We start from the raw sequence: 17,633 nt of genomic DNA, 5'->3' as shown, positions 1-17,633 counted from the left end.
GACAAGTTTATGAATAAAATAAAGACATTATTAAATATGGTCTTAGCTGCTATAATATATCCATTTAAAAAGTCTAGCTTTAAAGATAAAAATATTTGGCTAGTAGGTGGACATGCAGGAGATATATACGATGATAATTCAAAGTTTCTTTATGAATATATACTAAAAAATCATAAGGAAATAGATATATATTGGGTTATAAACGAAGATAGTAAAGCTAAAAGTAAGATACCGGGAAAAACATTAAATAAAGGAAGTATAGAGAATTATTTACACTACTACAATGCTCAAGTAATAATATTTTCACATGCTCCTTCAGCTGATATTGCTCCATATAATTTTGCAGTTCCAATACTAAATAGGTTTCATAAAAAAACATTTAAGGTATTCTTAAATCATGGATCTATAAGTTTTAAAAAGAGAAAGCCAATGAATGCTAAGTTTAAGAAGATAATAGATGATTTAATGAAAAGTTATAATATGGCAACAACAATATCACAATTTGAAAAAGACATTATGGTTAATGAGTGGGGAATGGATGAAGATGCTGTTTGTATAGTAGGAAGTGCAAGACATGACAATCTACCACTAAATGAAAAAGCCAAAACAAAAGATATTTTATACATGCCTACATGGAGAGATTGGATAAAGTTTAATTCTGGCAAATTTACAGATAGTGAATACTTTAAAAATATAATGCTATTTTTAAATGATGAAAAATTAAATAATGTATTAGAAAAAAACAATGTAAATATAAAGTTTTATATGCATCATTTAATGCATGAGTTTATAGACGACATAAAAGAAAATATAACAGGAAAGAGAATAATATTTTTAGATAAAGATGTTACTGTAGCAGATGAAATAACATCTTCAATAGCAAATATAACGGACTATTCAGGAGTAGCAATAGATTTTATGTATATGGATAGACCAATACTTTTCTATCAGTTTGATGTAGAAAAATACAAAAAAGAAGTAGATTCATATATAGATTTAGATAATGAAATGTTTGGTTCGGTAGCTTATAACAAAGGCGAAGCAGTTGAGGAATTAACAAAATTAATAGAAAGTGGATTTAAAGTTAAGGAAAGTCAAAAAGATGCAAGAAAAAAGTTTTTCAGATATAATGACAATAACAACTGTAGTAGAATTTACGAGTGCATATTAAAAAAGTTGAATAAATAATATAAAAATAATGAGGACGGTAATATGAAAGAAAATTTAGTATCTATAATTACTCCCATGTATAATTCTGGAAAATTTATTAGAAATACGATAGAATCTGTTTTAAAACAAACCTATGAAGATTGGGAAATGATAATAGTAGATGATTGTTCTAAAGATGAATCACCTGAAATAGTAAAATCTTATACTAAAAAAGATGAAAGAATAAAATATATAAGAGTAAGTGAAAATAAAGGTGTATCTAATGCTAGAAATGTAGCCTTAAAAAATGCAAGCGGTAGGTATATAGCGTTCTTAGATAGTGATGATATATGGGAAATAACTAAACTAGAAAAACAAATAAGATTTATGAAAGAAAAAAATTGTGCAATATCTTTTACTTCATATGAGCTTATAAATGAAGAGAATCAAAAACTAAATAAAGTTGTTGGGGTTCCTAAAAGTGTGGATTATAAAACACTATTAAAAGGTAATGTATTAGGTTGCCTAACAGTTGTAATAGATAAATCCAAATTAAATTTTGATATAAAAATGAGTGGTGTTAGACATGAAGACTATGTATTATGGTTATCAATATTAAAAAGAGGATATATAGCTTATGGATTAGATGAGGTATTGGCACAATATAGAAAATCATTGACTTCTCTTAGTGGAAACAAGATAAAATCAGCTATGTGGACTTGGAATATATATAGAAACATAGAAAAGATACCACTATATAAATCAATATACTACTTTGTGAATTATAGTATAAATGGAATCAAAAAAAGCTAGGGTGTTTATTAGATTATATTTAAAAAAATAATATATGTAGTATATGAGGAGAAATAAATTATGAATGAAGCATTAGTATCGATAATAACTCCTGTATATAATGCAGAAAGATTTCTAGGTGATACAATAAAATCGATACAAAACCAAACATATAAGAATTGGGAACTTGTATTAGTTGATGATTGTTCAAAAGATGGATCTGCTGATATGATAAAAGAATTTCAAGCTAAAGATGATAGAATAAGGTATATAAAGCTTGAGAAAAACTCAGGAGCATCTGTATCAAGAAATACAGGAATAAAAAATGCAAAAGGAAGATTTATTGCATTTGTAGATAGTGATGATATATGGCAACCAGAGAAATTAAAAATACAAATAGAATATATGTTAGAAAATAAATTAGGGTTTACATTTACATCATATAGATATATGAAAGAAGACGGGAGATTAACAAAAAAGGTTGCAAAGGCGCCTAAAAAAATAAACTACAGAGGATTATTAAAAAATACAATAATAGGATGTTCAACTGTAGTTATAGATAAAGAAATAGTTGGAGAGTTTAGTATGCCATTAGTAAGAAGAGGTCAAGATACGGCAACTTGGTTACAAATACTTAAAACACAAGATTATGCTTATGGTATAGAAAAAGATTTAGTAAACTATAGACTAGTGGGAGATTCTTTATCAAGTAACAAGATAAAAGCACTTAAAAGAACATGGAATACTTATAGAAACGTAGAAAAATTAAGTGTACTTAAAAGTTCTTATGTATTTTGTTTTTATGTAATTAATGCAATTAGGAAAAGATTATAAAATATACACAAATTATATTTATAAAGAAATTTGAAATTTTCCTCCCTTAAACAAAACTTAAGCGAAGGAAATTTTATATATATTTTGGAGGAGAAAGTCATGAAAATTGCAATAGCTGGAACAGGATATGTTGGTTTAGTGACAGGAGTATGTCTAGCTGAAGTAGGACATGAGAATGTAGTATGTGTTGATGTTGATGAAAAAAAGGTAAATCTTATGAAGTCAGGTATAGCACCAATATATGAAAAGGACTTAGAAGATTTAATGAAGAAAAATTATAAAGATGGAAAAATAGATTATACTACTAACTACAAAGAAGCATATAAAGATGCCGATGTAATAATGATAGCAGTTGGAACTCCAGAAAGAAGAGATGGATCTGCAAATTTAGATTATATAAAAAAGGTATCTAAACAAATTGCAAACTCAATAAAAAAAGATACTTTAGTAGTTATAAAATCTACAGTTCCAATAGGGACTAATGAAAAAATAGAAAAGTTTATAAAAAATAACTTAAAAAACAATGTAAAGGTAGAAGTAGCATCAAATCCTGAGTTTTTAGCGCAAGGAACTGCTGTAAGAGATACTTTACATGCATCTAGAATAGTAATAGGTGTAGAAAGTGATTGGGCTAAAGATATATTAGAAAGTGTATATACTCCATTTAATCAACCAATAGTAGTCACTAATAGAAATAGTGCGGAAATGATAAAATATGCATCTAATGACTTTTTAGCACTTAAAATATCTTTTATGAACGATATAGCTAACCTTTGTGAAATAGTAGGAGCAAATATAGAAGATGTAGCTAAAGGAATGAGCCTAGATGAAAGAATAGGAGATAAGTTCTTAAAAGCTGGTATAGGATATGGTGGTTCTTGTTTTCCTAAGGATACAAAAGCACTACACTGGCTATCTACTCATAACGGATATGAGCTAAAAACTGTTAAAGCTGCAATAGAAGTAAATGAAGCTCAAAAACTTAGGTTAGTAAAAAAATCAGCAGAGTTAATTGATAACTTTGAAAATCTAAAGGTAGCTGTATTAGGTCTTACATTTAAGCCAGGAACAGATGATTTAAGAGAAGCACCATCTATAGTAAATATTGAATATTTATTAGAAAGAGGTGCTAAAATAACAGCTTATGACCCTGTTGGTATAGAAAATGCTAAGAAGATATTTAAAGATAATATATCTTATTCTACAAATATAGATGAAACAATAGAAGAAGCAGATGTTTGTTTTATAATGACTGAATGGAAAGATATTCTAAATTATGATATATCTAAATACAAAGAAAAAATGAATAAACCTTTAATACTTGATGGAAGAAATTGCTACAAAATGGAAGATATGAAAAGCTTAGGTATAGAATACTACTCTATAGGTCGTTAAGTAGAGATATTCAAATATTAGTATAAATCAAGAAAGGTAAATAATATGAAAACTATATGTTACTTAGCAGATGGGTCAAATCCACACACTATTAAATGGTGTGATTACTTTAAAACAAGAGGATATAATATACATGTTATATCCTTAAATGGTGGAAAAATAGATGGGGTTAAGGTACATGACTTTAGCGCTAATGTAGAAGAATTAAGAAATGAAAGTATATTCAAAAAATCAGGATACATAAAATATATAGGTGAAATTAAAAAGCTTGTACATGAGATAAAGCCAGATATACTACATGCGCAATATGCAAGTAGTTATGGATTTATAGGAAGTTTTTTAGGATATCATCCATACATAATATCTGTATGGGGAACAGATATATATGATTTCCCTAACAATGGAATAATACAAAAGCAAATTATAAAGCATAATTTTAGAAAATGCGATTATATATTCTCAAATAGTAGAGATATGGCAAAGGAAGCAAATAAATACACAAATAAACATGTAGATGTAACTTTCTTTGGTGTAGACATGGATAGATTTAAGCCTATAGACGTTAAAAAAGATGACACATTTACAATAGGAATAATAAAAAGTCTTGAGAAAAAGTATGGAATAGAATACCTTATAAAAGCATTTAAAGAATTAAAAGACGAATATCCAAATAAAAAGATGGCTTTAAAAATAGGTGGCTCAGGAAAAAATAAAGAAAACCTAGTAAGCTTAACTAAAGAACTAAATTTAGAAAATGACGTAGAGTTTTTAGGAAGAATAGCACCTGATAATATTGCTAAGACTTTCTCATCTTTTGATGTTACAGTATTTCCATCATTAAGAGAAGGCTTTGGGGTTGCAGCTATAGAATCTCAAGCTTGTGAAGTTCCTGTAATAGTTACTAATGTAGGGGGTCACCCTGAATCATTAGACAACAATAAAACAGGATTTATAGTTGAGCCTAAAAACCCTACACAAATAAAAGAAGCTATAATAAAGTTTATGAATGATGAAGATTTAAGAATAAAGATGGGAAAAGAAGGCCGTGAGTTTGTAAAAAATAACTACGAAATAAATCTAAACTTTGGAGATATAGCTAAGATATATGAGAATATATTAAATAAATCTAAATAAATTATACATTTTTTATTATTAATGATATAATAAGCATAGTTAGTGGCTTAGTCTTAAATAAACTTTGTTTATAGGGGGCTAAGCCTTATTTTGTAATTTCTTTGCAAAATTTGTAGTATGGAGGGGATTTATTTGAGCAGTATGAATTTATCAAAAGATAATATGTCAAGAGTCTTAGTTATTGGTGGAGGATGTGCTGGTGAGATGGTAATACATGAACTAGAAAGAAATCCACAATTAAATAAAAAGGCTATAGCAATAATAGATGATGATTTATCTAAAATAGGCAAAAAGATTAATAATATAGAAATAGTTGGAACAAGGGATGATATAGATAAAGTTATAGAAGAATACAATATAGATGAAATTATATTTTCAATAGCAAATATACCAAAAAAAGAGAAAAAAGAAATAATGAACATCTGTAAAAATACAGAATGTAAAATAAAAACAATACCGGGGATTTATGAAATAATAGATGGAAAAGTTGATATAAAGCAAGTTAGGGATGTAGATATAACAGATTTATTAGGAAGAACACCTATAGAAGTAGATTTTAAGATAATGGGTCAATATATACAAGATAGTACTGTATTAGTTACAGGAGGGGGAGGTTCAATAGGTTCAGAGCTTTGTAGACAAATATCTCGTTTAAGACCTAAAGAACTTATAATAGTAGATATATACGAAAATAACCTATACAATATACAACAAGAGCTACTAAGAGCTTATGGAGACACCTTAAAAGTAAAAGCAATAGTAGCATCTGTAAGAGAAGAAAAAAGAATGGAAAAAATATTTGAAAAGTATAGACCAAATGTAGTATTCCATGCAGCAGCACATAAGCATGTTCCTTTAATGGAATTTAGCAAAGGAGAAGCTATAAAAAATAATATATTTGGTACTTTAAATGTAGCTATGCTTGCTAGTAAATATAATGTTAAGAGATTTTTACTAATATCTACAGATAAAGCAGTAAACCCAACTAATATTATGGGCGCTACAAAAAGAGCTGCTGAGATGATAATACAAACTCTAGATGAAAAAAGTGATACAGAGTTTGTTGCAGTTAGATTTGGAAATGTATTAGGAAGTAATGGAAGTGTTATACCATTATTCAAAAAACAAATAGAAGAAGGTGGGCCGGTTACTGTAACTCATCCAGAAATAATAAGATACTTTATGACAATAGAAGAAGCAGTGGGTCTTGTTATACAAGCAGGTGGTATGGCAAAAGGAGGGGAAATATTTGTACTTGATATGGGAGAACAAGTTAAAATATTGGACCTTGCTAAAAACTTAATAAAGCTTAGTGGACTAGAACCAGATGTAGATATTGAAATAAAGTTTACAGGATTAAGACCAGGCGAAAAGTTATATGAAGAACTTTTACTAGAAGAAGAAGGATTAAGTGATACAAGACATAAAAAAATATTTATAGGAAGTAGAATAGAATTTGATACAATGCAGCTATTTGAAGGATTGGACAAGCTTTATAATTTAGTTAAAGAAGAAGATGAAGATGGTTTAGAAGAGGCTATGAAAGAGCTAGTATCAACATATAAAAATCCAGAAGAAGTAAATGTATTATAAAAAAGTAACAAATTTGTTACCAAATATTTGAAAAAAATGTAAAATAGTGATACAATTAATTTATAAAAGTAATGAGGGGTGAATTATGGGAATAAGAAAAGAGAAGAGAAATCTGATAACAAAAGCTACAAGTATGATGATACTTTCAGGTAGCTTACTTATAACTGCTAATAATCAAGAAGCTTATGCTGACACAGCATCAAGCCAATCATATATAAAAAGTACTATACAAAAAGGAACAGTATACAATTGTGGTTCATTAAACGTAAGAAAAGGGCCAGGAACATCAAATTCTATTATAACAAAGGTATACTCAGGAAATACTGTTGAGATACAAGAGAAAAATAGCAATGGATGGTATAAAATAAAGACTCCAAATGGTCAAGTAGGTTGGGTTAGTGGTGCTTATATAAGATTAGCATCAAATAACAACCAAGGTAGTAGTGTAGCTAGTAGTCAGCCTACTCAAGCTATAAATAAAAATGGAGTAGTATATAACTGTGATTCATTAAATGTAAGAACAGGACCAGGAGCATCAAATTCTATTATAACAAAGGTATACTCAGGAAATAGTGTTTATATACAAGAAAAACACAGCAATGGCTGGTACAAAGTAAAAACTTCAAACGGCCAAGTAGGTTGGGTAAGTGGATCTTATGTAAAAATACAAGAAGCAAGTAGTAACCAAAACAACCAAAATAATAATCAAAATAATCAAGTAACAAATAATAATAAATCTAAGAAAATAGTAGATTTAGCACATAAGCAATTAGGAAAGCCATATGTATGGGGTGCAGAAGGTCCAAGTAGCTTTGACTGTTCAGGATTAACATCATATGTATACAAAAATGCAGCAGGCGTAAAATTACCTAGAACATCTAAATCTCAAGGGACTGTTGGAAGATACGTTAGTAAAGCTAATTTAAAGCCAGGTGATTTAGTATTCTTTGCATCAAATGGAAAGACTATAAATCATGTTGGTATATATATAGGAAATTCGAAAATGATACATTCTCCTAAGCCAGGTCAGAATGTTAGAATAGATAGTATAAGCTCTGGATATTATGCGAAAAACTACTTTACAGCAAGAGCTGTATTATAGAGCATAATAAAAATAAACTTATATTAACTAAAGATACTAGTAAAAAATTATTAGGGTATTTTATTAGGGCTAAAGCTTTGATAGAATACTCTTTTTTAGTAAAAATAAGATATCAAAATATTTATTAGAATATAGATATCAAATAAATTTTAAGATAATGGAAATTTTTACAATATAGTATATAAATTGACTGAGTAAATGTGTTTCTATATACTATAAATTAAGTTTAAAATTTGGATTTTATATAATAGGGGGAAAAAATGAAAAAATTAAAAGCATTTATAGTATCTTTTTTAATGATACTATCAGCATCAACTGTCAATGTATCAGCAAATGGAAAAGAGATGAGAGCAGCTTGGATATCAACAGTTTACAACATGGATTGGCCTAGTAGTAAAAACAATGAAGCAGCTCAAAAAAGAGAGTACATAGAATTATTAGATAAGTTAAAATCTGTGGGAATAAACACAGTAGTAGTTCAAGTTAGACCAAAGGCAGATGCTATTTATAAATCAAATATAAACCCTTGGTCAGAATACTTAACAGGCACTCAAGGTAAAGACCCAGGTTATGATCCATTACCATTTTTAATAGATGAGGCACATAAAAGAGGTATGGAATTTCATGCATGGTTTAATCCATATAGAGTAACAACTAGTGGTATAGATTTAAGTAAATTAGCAAGTAATCATCCAGCTAGATTACATCCAGACTGGGTACTTAAGTGTAAAAATGGAAGTAATGAAGCACTTATATATAATCCAGGTATGCCTGAAGTTAGAAAGCATATAGTTGACTCTGTTAATGAGGTTGTAAGAAATTACAATATAGATGCTGTTCACTTTGATGATTACTTCTATAGAAGTGGTATAGATGATAGTGACACTTATAATAAATATAAAAAGCCAGGACAAAGTATAGAGGACTGGAGAAGAGAAAATGTAAATACTTTATTAAAAGAAGTTAAAACTTCTATAAAAGAAATAAAGCCAAATGTAGAGTTTGGAGTAAGTCCAAAAGGTATATGGAGAAATAAAGATAATGATCCAACAGGTTCAGATACAAGAGGAGCAGAAAGTTATTCAGATGATTTTGCAGATACTAGAACTTGGATAAGACAAGGCCTAGTAGATTACGTAGTTCCTCAACTTTATTGGCCAATAGGATATTCTGCAGCTGATTATTCAAAATTAGTTAGATGGTGGTCAAATGAAGTAAGAGGATATGATGTAGATTTATACATAGGACAAGGTGTATATAAAAATGGTACAGGAAGTTATCCAAGCCAAGATATAGCAGGAGAAATTAAAGAACAAATAAATTTAAATAGACAATACAGTGATATAAAAGGAAGTATGTACTTCTCAGCACGTGATATAGTAAAAAATTCTAAACTTCAAAGTGACATGAAAGACCTTTATGTAAATAATATAAAAATAACAGAACTTAAAGGAGAAGATAGATACGAAACAGCGTGTAAAATAAGCCAAGAAGGATGGAAAGAAGGCGCAAAAACTGTAATACTTACAAATGGTAATTCAGTAGTAGATGGAGTAACAGCTACGCCACTTGCATCAGTAAATGATGCTCCAATATTACTAGTTCAAAAAGATGGTATACCAAGTTCTACAAAAGATGAAATCAAAAGATTAAATCCAAGTAATGTAATAGTTATAGGTGGAGAAGGTTCTGTAAGTAATAAAGCAATGAATGAATTAAAATATATATTACCAAGTGTATCATTAACTAGAATAGGAGGAACAGATAGATATGAAACATCTCTTCAAATAGCTAAAAAAATATCAGAAAAAGTTGATATAAATAAGGTATATTTAGCAGGTGGATATGGTGAAGTAGATGCACTATCTATAGCATCACAAGCTGGTATAGATAAACAACCTATAATATTATCTGGAAAAGATAGCTTAAGCGAAAATGTATATAATTGGCTAAAATCACAAGGTATACAGGAGGCTTACTTTGTAGGAGGAAAAACTGTATTATCTGATGAAGTTATAAAACAAGTAAATAAAATAACTTCAAATAATGTATTAAATAACAGAATATCTGGTGATGATAGACAAGAAACTAATGCAAAGATAATAGGAAAGTTTTATCCTCAAAATAAATACAATTCATTATTAGTAACAAAGAGTAACCCACTAGTAGATGCACTAACAGCAGGACCATTAGCTGCAAAGCTTAATTCTCCTATTGTTATATTAGGAGATACTATTAGTGAAACTCAAAAGACTGTATTAGGTGTAAAAAATACACAAAGTATACATAAAATAGGTGGGGGAATAAATAATACTGCCTTTAATAATGTAGTAAATTTAGTTAAATAATATTAGATTATTAATAAAAAAGAGTTATTCTATTTAAATAGAATAACTCTTTTATTTGTATGATTATAAGAAAAACACCCTATAAAAGCTTATAGGGTGTTTTTTTTATTAAAAATCTATTTCATATTAGGATTATCTTTAGGCATTATATCCTTGAAGATAAAGTCATGTAATATATCTAAACTATCTGGAGTAAATTCAAGTACCCATCCAGTTTGATGACTTATAATATGACCTGTACTGTGAACACCATCATCTATAGGGAATTCCATTTGCTTTAAATCTAAATTACCCATACTTAAAACTTTAGTACCTAAGCCTATTATTTCAGTAGGACTCATATTAGTTTTAATATAAGGAAGTATAGTATTTAATAACTCAGGATATTTAGTTACAGGTAAATTCTTAACTCCGTTTATTAGACCTTGTATAACATTTCTTTGTCTTCTATCTCTTTCAAAAGCAGAGTCATTCTTTCTTATACGAGAGTAAGAAAGTAATTGATATCCATTAAGTTTTTGGTTACCAGCATGTTCTATATACTTAATTTCGCCTTTATTAGGATTATTATCCCACTTATAAGTTTCTGGTATAAATTTATTCATTTCTTTGATTTCATTTTCTTTAACATCTACTTCAACGCCACCTAAAGCATCAACTATATCCATAAATGAATAGAAGTTAACAGTAGCATAGTCTTGAATATCCACTTCGAAGTTTTTCTCAATAGTTTCTATAAGTAAACTTTCTTTTCCATATGCATAAGCATGTGTAAGTTTTTGTTTTCCATGTCCAGGAATATCAACATATGCGTCACGAGCTAGTGATGTAAGTTTTAAACTCTTATTCTTGTTATCAATAGTAAGTATCATCATAGTATCAGATCTTGATGTTTTCTCACCAGGTCTTTCATCAGTACCTATTAATAGTATGTTAGTAATTCCTTTTTCATTTTTATATTGATTGTTGTTCAATATATCTGAGTTTACACTAGAATCATGAATACTATTCAGCTTAAAGTATAGATATCCAAAGGCTGCTAAAGGAAAAGCAACAACTAGTACAGCCAAGAATATAACGAACTTTGCCAAAGGTGAAAGCCTTTTTTTATTCTTCTTTCTCGACAAAATAATCCCTTCTTTCTTTATCATTTTCCAACAATATACTTATTATATTAAAGTATAGCAATATATTCAATAGTATATATGTAACAAAAAATATACAAATATAACTTTATATATAATATATATCAAAATAAAGAACCTATTCATATAAAGTAATAAAGGTAAAAATAAAGAGGTGGAAGTAAATGTTATATGTTGATAAAAACCAAATTAATGAAGTGCATAAAGGAATATCTTATAACTTGAACTATCCAATTATACAAATTGAAGGTATAAACCATAATAACGTAGATAAACTTAATAAAGATATATATGAAGATGTAGAAATATTTAAAGAAGTTATAGAATTACAAAATGAATTTGATTATATAAGCATTAACAAAAACATAATATCAGAGTATAATGTACATTTTAATACTGAAGATATGATAAGTATAGTTATGGAGTTTTCTCAAGTAGCGGGGCTATATGGAATAAGTTATATAAATTCATATAACTATGATTTAAAAGAAGATAAGTATATAACATTAGATGATTTATTTAAAAAAGACAGCTACTATATAAAAAGAATAAATGAAAAAATAATAGAGAATATAGACTCTATATTAGAGAGATATTGTTATGATGAAGAAGATATTGAAGGTTTTTTAGGAATTTCAAAAGACCAATCTTTTTATATAGAAGAAAATGCAGTGGTCATATGTTTTTCTAGTTATGAGTTTGATAAATTAATATCTACGCCAATAGAATTTAAGATTAGTTTTTATGAATTTGAAGAGCATTTAAGTAATTATACAAAGAAAAAAATATACAAAAAATAATTTTTAGGGGGATAATATGTTAAAAGAATATGATAGAGAAAAAGCAGTAGCTTATGCAAGAAAATGGGCACTAGATCATAATCCTGCTTATGCAAACTATGAATTTTATGGAGGAGATTGCACAAATTATGTATCACAGTGTCTAAGGGCTGGAAATATTCCTTTTGATAATATTGGAGAACATGTACTTAAAAAATGGTATTGGTATAGTGAATATTCAAGAACTCCAACTTGGACAGCATCAGAGCCCTTTTACCAATATATAGTAGGAAATAATGGCATTTCCACTGAAAACTATGGAGTATATGCAAGAGATGCAGCATACAATGAATTAGAACTAGGAGATATAGTTCAACTTGTATATGATAATGTAGCATATCATGCAATGATAGTTACAGATATAATATTAGATGGAGAATATTTAGTAGATTACCTTATCTGTCAACATACTTATGACTTACTAGATTATCCTCTTAGTTTAAAAGAGGGAGAACAAAGATATATAAAAATTTTAGGATATTACCAATAATATGAATTAAATTGTTGAAATTAAAGTGTTCTCTAGCTATAATATTACAGAGAACACTTTTATTTAAAAAAATTATTTTATAAAATGATTAAAAGGTAGTGTAAAAAGGAATATAAATGATTAGAGAAAAAATAAGAAGTTTTACAGAAGATATTTGTGATCATAATGGATACACAAATGAAGTAAAAGATGAAATTGAGTATACATTAAGTATATTTTTATTTGAAATAACAAAAATATTTATTGTGGTATTATTGTTTTCTTTATTAGGTCTTTTTAAAGAAATATCTTTAGTAATGATTGTTATGGGACTTACAAAACCATTTACAGGTGGATATCATGAAAGTACACAAATTAAATGCCTAGTAGCAACAATTATCCTATCAGGGATTATAATTATTTTATCTATAAGTAATAATTTAAATTTAATTAGTATTATACTGTTAAATTTAATAAATATTTTTAGTGTATATCATCAAGCACCAATAATTAATGAAGATATGCCACTTACTAGAGAAGATTTAATAAGAAAAAATAGAATTATTGCAACAATAAGTTGCACTACATTCTTTATAATAGCTTTAATATTAAGCTCAAAAGGAATTTATAGTAGCATTATAACATGGACATTAGTTATAGACTCATGTCTTATGTTTAATAAAAAATATAAAATCAAAACTAAGGGGGATTTGTAAAATGAAAAAAATAATGGGTGGATTAATGTGTTTATTATCAGTGGTTGTTATGAATACAGGAGCAGCTTCTCTGTTATTAGTAGGGACTGAAAAAATGCCTGAATCAATGAAAAACAAGAGGTAATATGTTAACTATAGCAGACATAACAAATTCTATAATACAGTCTATATTAATAAGTTATTTTCCGTACTACTGTTTGAAAAAAGAAGGACTAATTAGCAAAAAGGATGGAACTATTAAATTTATACTTACAGCTGTAGTTATATTTGCAAATATAACTATAGTAACTAAATTAATAGGAGGAACATCTTTATCTATAATTATAATGAATATACTTGATATGGTAATAATAGCATGTTCTTATTTTAACCATTATAGTAAAGCAATAACTTCATATTTTATAATATACATTATAATGCAAATGTCTGTGATAATAGCTGGGAATATACATTGGTCATATACGCAAGATTTATTAAATAATACTGAATTATCTACAATATTGACTATGTATTTACCAATATATGCAATAGAAATGCTTATATTTGTATTTAAAAATAAAATATACTCAATATATAAAATTTTTAATAGATATAAATATTGCTTTGAAGTTGGAGTATTTTTCGTACTTTCTTTTGACTATATACTTTCTTTATCATTAATCATACATGGAAATGATAGTGTTGTTTTTAAGAATTTAATAATAATTAGTTGTGTTATATTCTTAATATCGTTATTTATGTATATTATAAGTGTAAACAAAAAAATTAATGAAATAGAAAAGTTAAATATAGCATTAAGTAATAAAAATAATGAACTTAAAAAAATAAAACATGACTATGGTTCACAAATTTCTTACATAAATGGGCTATACATAATGGAACAATATGAAAGGCTTGGTGAACTTCTAAAGCATATAATAAATGGAAATAATGAAGTATCAGGTAATATAAAAATTATATCAAATGAAAATTCTATAATTACATGTATAGTTAATTCTTTTGATTTTAAGGATATAAATATAATAGTAGAAGAAGAAAGTGACATTCAAAACCTAAATATATCAGAGTATGACCTACAAAAAATTTTATCAAATATAATAAGTAATTCTATAACAGCATTAGGTGATAATGGTTTAATCATTATAAAGACATATAAAATATTTAATAATATATACATAAGTATTAAAAATAATGGACCTAAAATAGAAGAAAAAATAATTGATAAAATTTTTGATGAAGGTTTTACAACGAAAAAAAATATGAATAAAAAAGAAAATGGATTTGGATTAGCAATAGTAAAAGAATTAGTGGAAAAGAACAAAGGAAAGATTTATGTAGATAGCAATGTTGATTATACAGAATTTAAAATATTATTTTCAGTATAGAATATAGTTGCCATAAATTTTTATAGACGGTATTTTATCACCAGGGGTACTATAGCAAAACAAAAAGGGAATATTTTAAATATATAAATATTTAAGATAATATAAAAAGCTATGAAGTGTATAGATTAAACTATATATTTCATAGCTTTTTTAATAATTTTTATTTTAAAAAATATTTTTATATAGATTATAAGTATTTATACTTTGTAAATTATGTATATAAAGAATTTTATCAATATTATTTTCTCTTAGATATTTATCTATATCTACCTTATAATATCTAGGATCTATAACATGAATCTTAGCATAATTATAAGCTAAAAAAGGAATAAAGTTGTGAGCATAAGAATCTTTAAATATTAAAATTTCTCCAGATCCACTACCATCTATAAGACATATACCAGGATCTCCATGAAGAAAGTATTGATACTTATTTTTCCCACTTAGCTTATCCTTATCATACAAAGTATTGTATCTTTTATTAAAATCAATAGTTATATTAAAATTGTTATATTTATCATAAGAGTATATATCATCACCTTTTATCATAGGTAGCATTGCCTTAGAGTAATAGGTACCATAAAAATCACTAGAGATTTTATTATAATTTTTTAAAATATTATCTATATTAAGTGTATTATTCATATCATCATAAGCTATTTTTGCCCCAAGCTGAGTCCAATGATGGTCTGTATTAAAGTATATTGGTAATTGTTTGTATTTATTTAAAACATTGTAAGGAGTATAAAAATTAATAAAACTATTACCATTAGATAATTTTATGTCTTTTGAGATAGAGCTTATATTATTATTTATATAATTTAAAGCATCATACTGATTATCAGTTATAGCCCAAGAAGGAAGTTCATCTTTATAAAAGGCTATAGAATTAGGTACTATCATTAAAGTAGAAGGTATATTATATTTATCGTGAACATATTTTGACATATTTATGACCTGGGAAATATTTTTATCTATTATATCCTTATTAAATACAAACTTTTCCATAAGTCTATGTTTTTTTCCTAGGTATATTTCTCTAAATTCTCTTTGGCCTACTAAATAACTAAAAGAATTTTTTAGTTCTAAAAAATTAGCTCTAAGTGGAAATTGGTCAGAAGTATATTTATCGAAATTATTAAAAAATCTTTTGCTATAAATATCTTCTAGAGAAATTTCTGGGAATTGGGTAAGTATCTTATTTTCTATTTCACTAATTTTTTTATCTTCAGTAAATAATGTAAATAAAGGTACTATAAATATAAAAGTAAAGAAAAAAATTAAAGTCATAAGTTTAAAAATATTATATTTCTTTTTCAAAGTCTACCTCCTAAAACCTAAAATATAGAAATGGATTAAAAGAGGAGTCCACTAAAAATGAAGCAGCCACTATAAATCCAACAACTAAAGTTATAAATCTTAAAATTTCATATTTATCTAGAATTATTTTTATAATAGGAGTAGATGCTATTATAGAAAAAACTATTAAAATTATATTAGGTATAAAATAATAATAAAAAGTACTATCTACAAAATTGTTATTAAAATTAAACATAGAGTTTAAATAGATTAAAATACTATTAATATCTGTTATCTCAAATATAACAAATCCTATAATAACTAAAAACATAACATATATATGACTTAAAAACTTAGGGAGTTTTTTTAGAAAACTTAATAAGAATAACTTTTCAACAATTAGAATAACTCCAAAGTAAAGCCCCCATAATATAAAATTAAAGCTAGCACCATGCCAAAGTCCAGTTAAAAACCAAACTATAAAAATATTAAAAAACCATCTACCCTTACTACATCTATTACCGCCAAGAGGAATATACAAATAATCTCTAAACCATATACCAAGACTTATATGCCATCTCCTCCAAAATTCAGTTATAGATTTAGAAATATAAGGAAAATTAAAATTCTCTAAAAAGTCAAAACCAAATATTTTACCAAGACCTATTGCCATATCAGAATAACCTGAAAAATCAAAGTAAATTTGAAGAGTAAAGCAGATTATTCCAAGCCAAGCCGTTAAATTAGATAAATCATTAAAAGGTGTAGCCTTAATGCTAAACCATATAGCACCTAGATTATTTGCAAGTATTACCTTTTTTAATATACCTATTATAAATCTATAAACACCTTCATAAATCTTATCAAAATTAATGCATCTATTAATAAGTTGATGTGATATATCATGATATCTAACTATAGGTCCTGCAACTAACTGTGGAAATAGAGTTATAAAAGTACCTAAGTTTATTATATTTTTTTGAACAGGAGAATCATTTCTATAAACATCTATACTATAAGACATAGTCTGAAATGTATAAAAACTGATACCAATAGGAAGACTAAGGTTTAATAAAGGTATATTTAGACTAATTAAATTATTTAATATAGATATAAAAAAATCACTATACTTAAAAAAAGCAAGTAAGCTTAAATTAATAATAATAGAAGATATTAAAGCTAACTTAGATTTAAAAGTACCTCTGTATTTATCAATTATTAGAGCATGTATATAGTCAACTATACAAGAAAACAACATTATAAAAATATATACAGGTTCTCCCCAGGCATAAAATATCAAACTAAAAATCAAAAGTACTAAATTTTTTACCTTATTAGGAGATATAAAATAAAAAAATAAAACTAATGGTAAAAAATAAAACAAAAATGCTATACTGCTAAAAACCAAATTAATAAACCTCCTAAATTTTATC

Annotated in this window: 16 protein-coding genes; 13 read left to right on the top strand and 3 right to left on the bottom strand. The window is 26.7% G+C overall.

The features are described 5' to 3' along the window. The first annotated feature begins 9 nt into the window (after positions 1 to 9). From I4U89_RS08475 to I4U89_RS08440, 8 genes are all read left to right on the top strand, one after another. Positions 10 to 1,188 (top strand): CDP-glycerol glycerophosphotransferase family protein, encoded by a 1,179-nt coding sequence (locus I4U89_RS08475; protein ID WP_195939937.1) that lies wholly within the window; start codon positions 10 to 12, stop codon positions 1,186 to 1,188. A 24-nt stretch (positions 1,189 to 1,212) separates the two neighbouring features. Then, the gene (locus I4U89_RS08470) at positions 1,213 to 1,962 is read left to right on the top strand and encodes a glycosyltransferase family 2 protein (protein ID WP_195939936.1); all 750 of its coding nucleotides are present in this window, start codon (positions 1,213 to 1,215) and stop codon (positions 1,960 to 1,962) included. Between the two features lie 60 nt (positions 1,963 to 2,022). After that, positions 2,023 to 2,775, top strand: a complete 753-nt coding sequence (locus tag I4U89_RS08465) for a glycosyltransferase family 2 protein (RefSeq protein WP_195939935.1) — start codon at positions 2,023 to 2,025, stop codon at positions 2,773 to 2,775. 99 nt (positions 2,776 to 2,874) lie between these two features. Further along, entirely contained in the window at positions 2,875 to 4,170 is a 1,296-nt protein-coding gene (locus I4U89_RS08460; RefSeq protein ID WP_195939934.1) for a UDP-glucose dehydrogenase family protein, read from the top strand. A gap of 45 nt (positions 4,171 to 4,215) precedes the next feature. Continuing rightward, positions 4,216 to 5,304 carry a glycosyltransferase family 4 protein gene (locus tag I4U89_RS08455; protein WP_195939933.1) on the top strand — a complete coding sequence of 363 codons (1,089 nt, stop codon included), beginning with the start codon at positions 4,216 to 4,218 and terminating at the stop codon, positions 5,302 to 5,304. Between the two features lie 141 nt (positions 5,305 to 5,445). Next, a complete protein-coding gene (locus I4U89_RS08450; RefSeq protein ID WP_330615545.1) occupies positions 5,446 to 6,897 on the top strand; it encodes a polysaccharide biosynthesis protein in 1,452 nt (483 codons plus the stop codon). 85 nt (positions 6,898 to 6,982) lie between these two features. Continuing rightward, positions 6,983 to 7,999: a C40 family peptidase gene (locus I4U89_RS08445; protein ID WP_195939931.1), complete on the top strand. Its 1,017-nt coding sequence runs from the start codon at positions 6,983 to 6,985 to the stop codon at positions 7,997 to 7,999. A gap of 260 nt (positions 8,000 to 8,259) precedes the next feature. Beyond that, positions 8,260 to 10,347 (top strand): family 10 glycosylhydrolase, encoded by a 2,088-nt coding sequence (locus I4U89_RS08440; RefSeq protein WP_195939930.1) that lies wholly within the window; start codon positions 8,260 to 8,262, stop codon positions 10,345 to 10,347. A gap of 116 nt (positions 10,348 to 10,463) precedes the next feature. Here the strand turns inward: I4U89_RS08440 and I4U89_RS08435 are convergent, their stop codons facing one another. Beyond that, a complete protein-coding gene (locus I4U89_RS08435) occupies positions 10,464 to 11,474 on the bottom strand; it encodes an LCP family protein (protein ID WP_243279175.1) in 1,011 nt (336 codons plus the stop codon). Between the two features lie 182 nt (positions 11,475 to 11,656). Here I4U89_RS08435 and I4U89_RS08430 point away from each other — a divergent pair, with 182 nt between their 5' ends. From I4U89_RS08430 to I4U89_RS08410, 5 genes are all read left to right on the top strand, one after another. Beyond that, positions 11,657 to 12,292 (top strand): RsiV family protein, encoded by a 636-nt coding sequence (locus I4U89_RS08430; protein ID WP_195939928.1) that lies wholly within the window; start codon positions 11,657 to 11,659, stop codon positions 12,290 to 12,292. Between the two features lie 16 nt (positions 12,293 to 12,308). Beyond that, positions 12,309 to 12,821, top strand: a complete 513-nt coding sequence (locus tag I4U89_RS08425; protein ID WP_195939927.1) for an amidase domain-containing protein — start codon at positions 12,309 to 12,311, stop codon at positions 12,819 to 12,821. Between the two features lie 116 nt (positions 12,822 to 12,937). Further along, positions 12,938 to 13,516 carry an accessory gene regulator B family protein gene (locus I4U89_RS08420; protein WP_195939926.1) on the top strand — a complete coding sequence of 193 codons (579 nt, stop codon included), beginning with the start codon at positions 12,938 to 12,940 and terminating at the stop codon, positions 13,514 to 13,516. Between the two features lies 1 nt (position 13,517). After that, a complete protein-coding gene (locus I4U89_RS08415) occupies positions 13,518 to 13,640 on the top strand; it encodes a cyclic lactone autoinducer peptide (protein WP_195581402.1) in 123 nt (40 codons plus the stop codon). A gap of 1 nt (position 13,641) precedes the next feature. Next, on the top strand, positions 13,642 to 14,901 hold the full coding sequence (locus tag I4U89_RS08410) for a sensor histidine kinase (RefSeq protein ID WP_195939925.1): 1,260 nt from the start codon (positions 13,642 to 13,644) through the stop codon (positions 14,899 to 14,901). A 165-nt stretch (positions 14,902 to 15,066) separates the two neighbouring features. Here I4U89_RS08410 and I4U89_RS08405 read toward each other — a convergent pair whose 3' ends face one another. Together I4U89_RS08405 and I4U89_RS08400 are read right to left on the bottom strand one after the other, a co-directional pair. Then, positions 15,067 to 16,221, bottom strand: coding sequence for a DHHW family protein (locus tag I4U89_RS08405; RefSeq protein WP_195939924.1), 1,155 nt, complete (start codon positions 16,219 to 16,221; stop codon positions 15,067 to 15,069). A gap of 10 nt (positions 16,222 to 16,231) precedes the next feature. Next, positions 16,232 to 17,608 (bottom strand): MBOAT family O-acyltransferase, encoded by a 1,377-nt coding sequence (locus I4U89_RS08400; protein ID WP_195939923.1) that lies wholly within the window; start codon positions 17,606 to 17,608, stop codon positions 16,232 to 16,234. Between the last annotated feature and the right edge of the window lie 25 nt (positions 17,609 to 17,633).

The sequence above is a fragment of the Romboutsia sp. 1001713B170131_170501_G6 genome (assembly GCF_015668195.1).
GTDB lineage: Bacteria > Bacillota > Clostridia > Peptostreptococcales > Peptostreptococcaceae > Romboutsia_C.
The sequence above is the reverse complement of the archived record's forward strand: the minus strand, read 5'-3'. Positions and strand labels throughout refer to the sequence as shown.

Coding starts and splice junctions, on each gene's coding strand:
- I4U89_RS08425 (WP_195939927.1), top strand. CDS start 12,309: ATGTTAAAAGAATATGATAGAGAAAAAGCAGTAGCTTATGCAAGAAAA.
- I4U89_RS08415 (WP_195581402.1), top strand. CDS start 13,518: ATGAAAAAAATAATGGGTGGATTAATGTGTTTATTATCAGTGGTTGTT.
- I4U89_RS08475 (WP_195939937.1), top strand. CDS start 10: ATGAATAAAATAAAGACATTATTAAATATGGTCTTAGCTGCTATAATA.
- I4U89_RS08430 (WP_195939928.1), top strand. CDS start 11,657: ATGTTATATGTTGATAAAAACCAAATTAATGAAGTGCATAAAGGAATA.
- I4U89_RS08450 (WP_330615545.1), top strand. CDS start 5,446: ATGAATTTATCAAAAGATAATATGTCAAGAGTCTTAGTTATTGGTGGA.
- I4U89_RS08410 (WP_195939925.1), top strand. CDS start 13,642: ATGTTAACTATAGCAGACATAACAAATTCTATAATACAGTCTATATTA.
- I4U89_RS08445 (WP_195939931.1), top strand. CDS start 6,983: ATGGGAATAAGAAAAGAGAAGAGAAATCTGATAACAAAAGCTACAAGT.
- I4U89_RS08460 (WP_195939934.1), top strand. CDS start 2,875: ATGAAAATTGCAATAGCTGGAACAGGATATGTTGGTTTAGTGACAGGA.
- I4U89_RS08420 (WP_195939926.1), top strand. CDS start 12,938: ATGATTAGAGAAAAAATAAGAAGTTTTACAGAAGATATTTGTGATCAT.
- I4U89_RS08470 (WP_195939936.1), top strand. CDS start 1,213: ATGAAAGAAAATTTAGTATCTATAATTACTCCCATGTATAATTCTGGA.
- I4U89_RS08455 (WP_195939933.1), top strand. CDS start 4,216: ATGAAAACTATATGTTACTTAGCAGATGGGTCAAATCCACACACTATT.
- I4U89_RS08465 (WP_195939935.1), top strand. CDS start 2,023: ATGAATGAAGCATTAGTATCGATAATAACTCCTGTATATAATGCAGAA.
- I4U89_RS08440 (WP_195939930.1), top strand. CDS start 8,260: ATGAAAAAATTAAAAGCATTTATAGTATCTTTTTTAATGATACTATCA.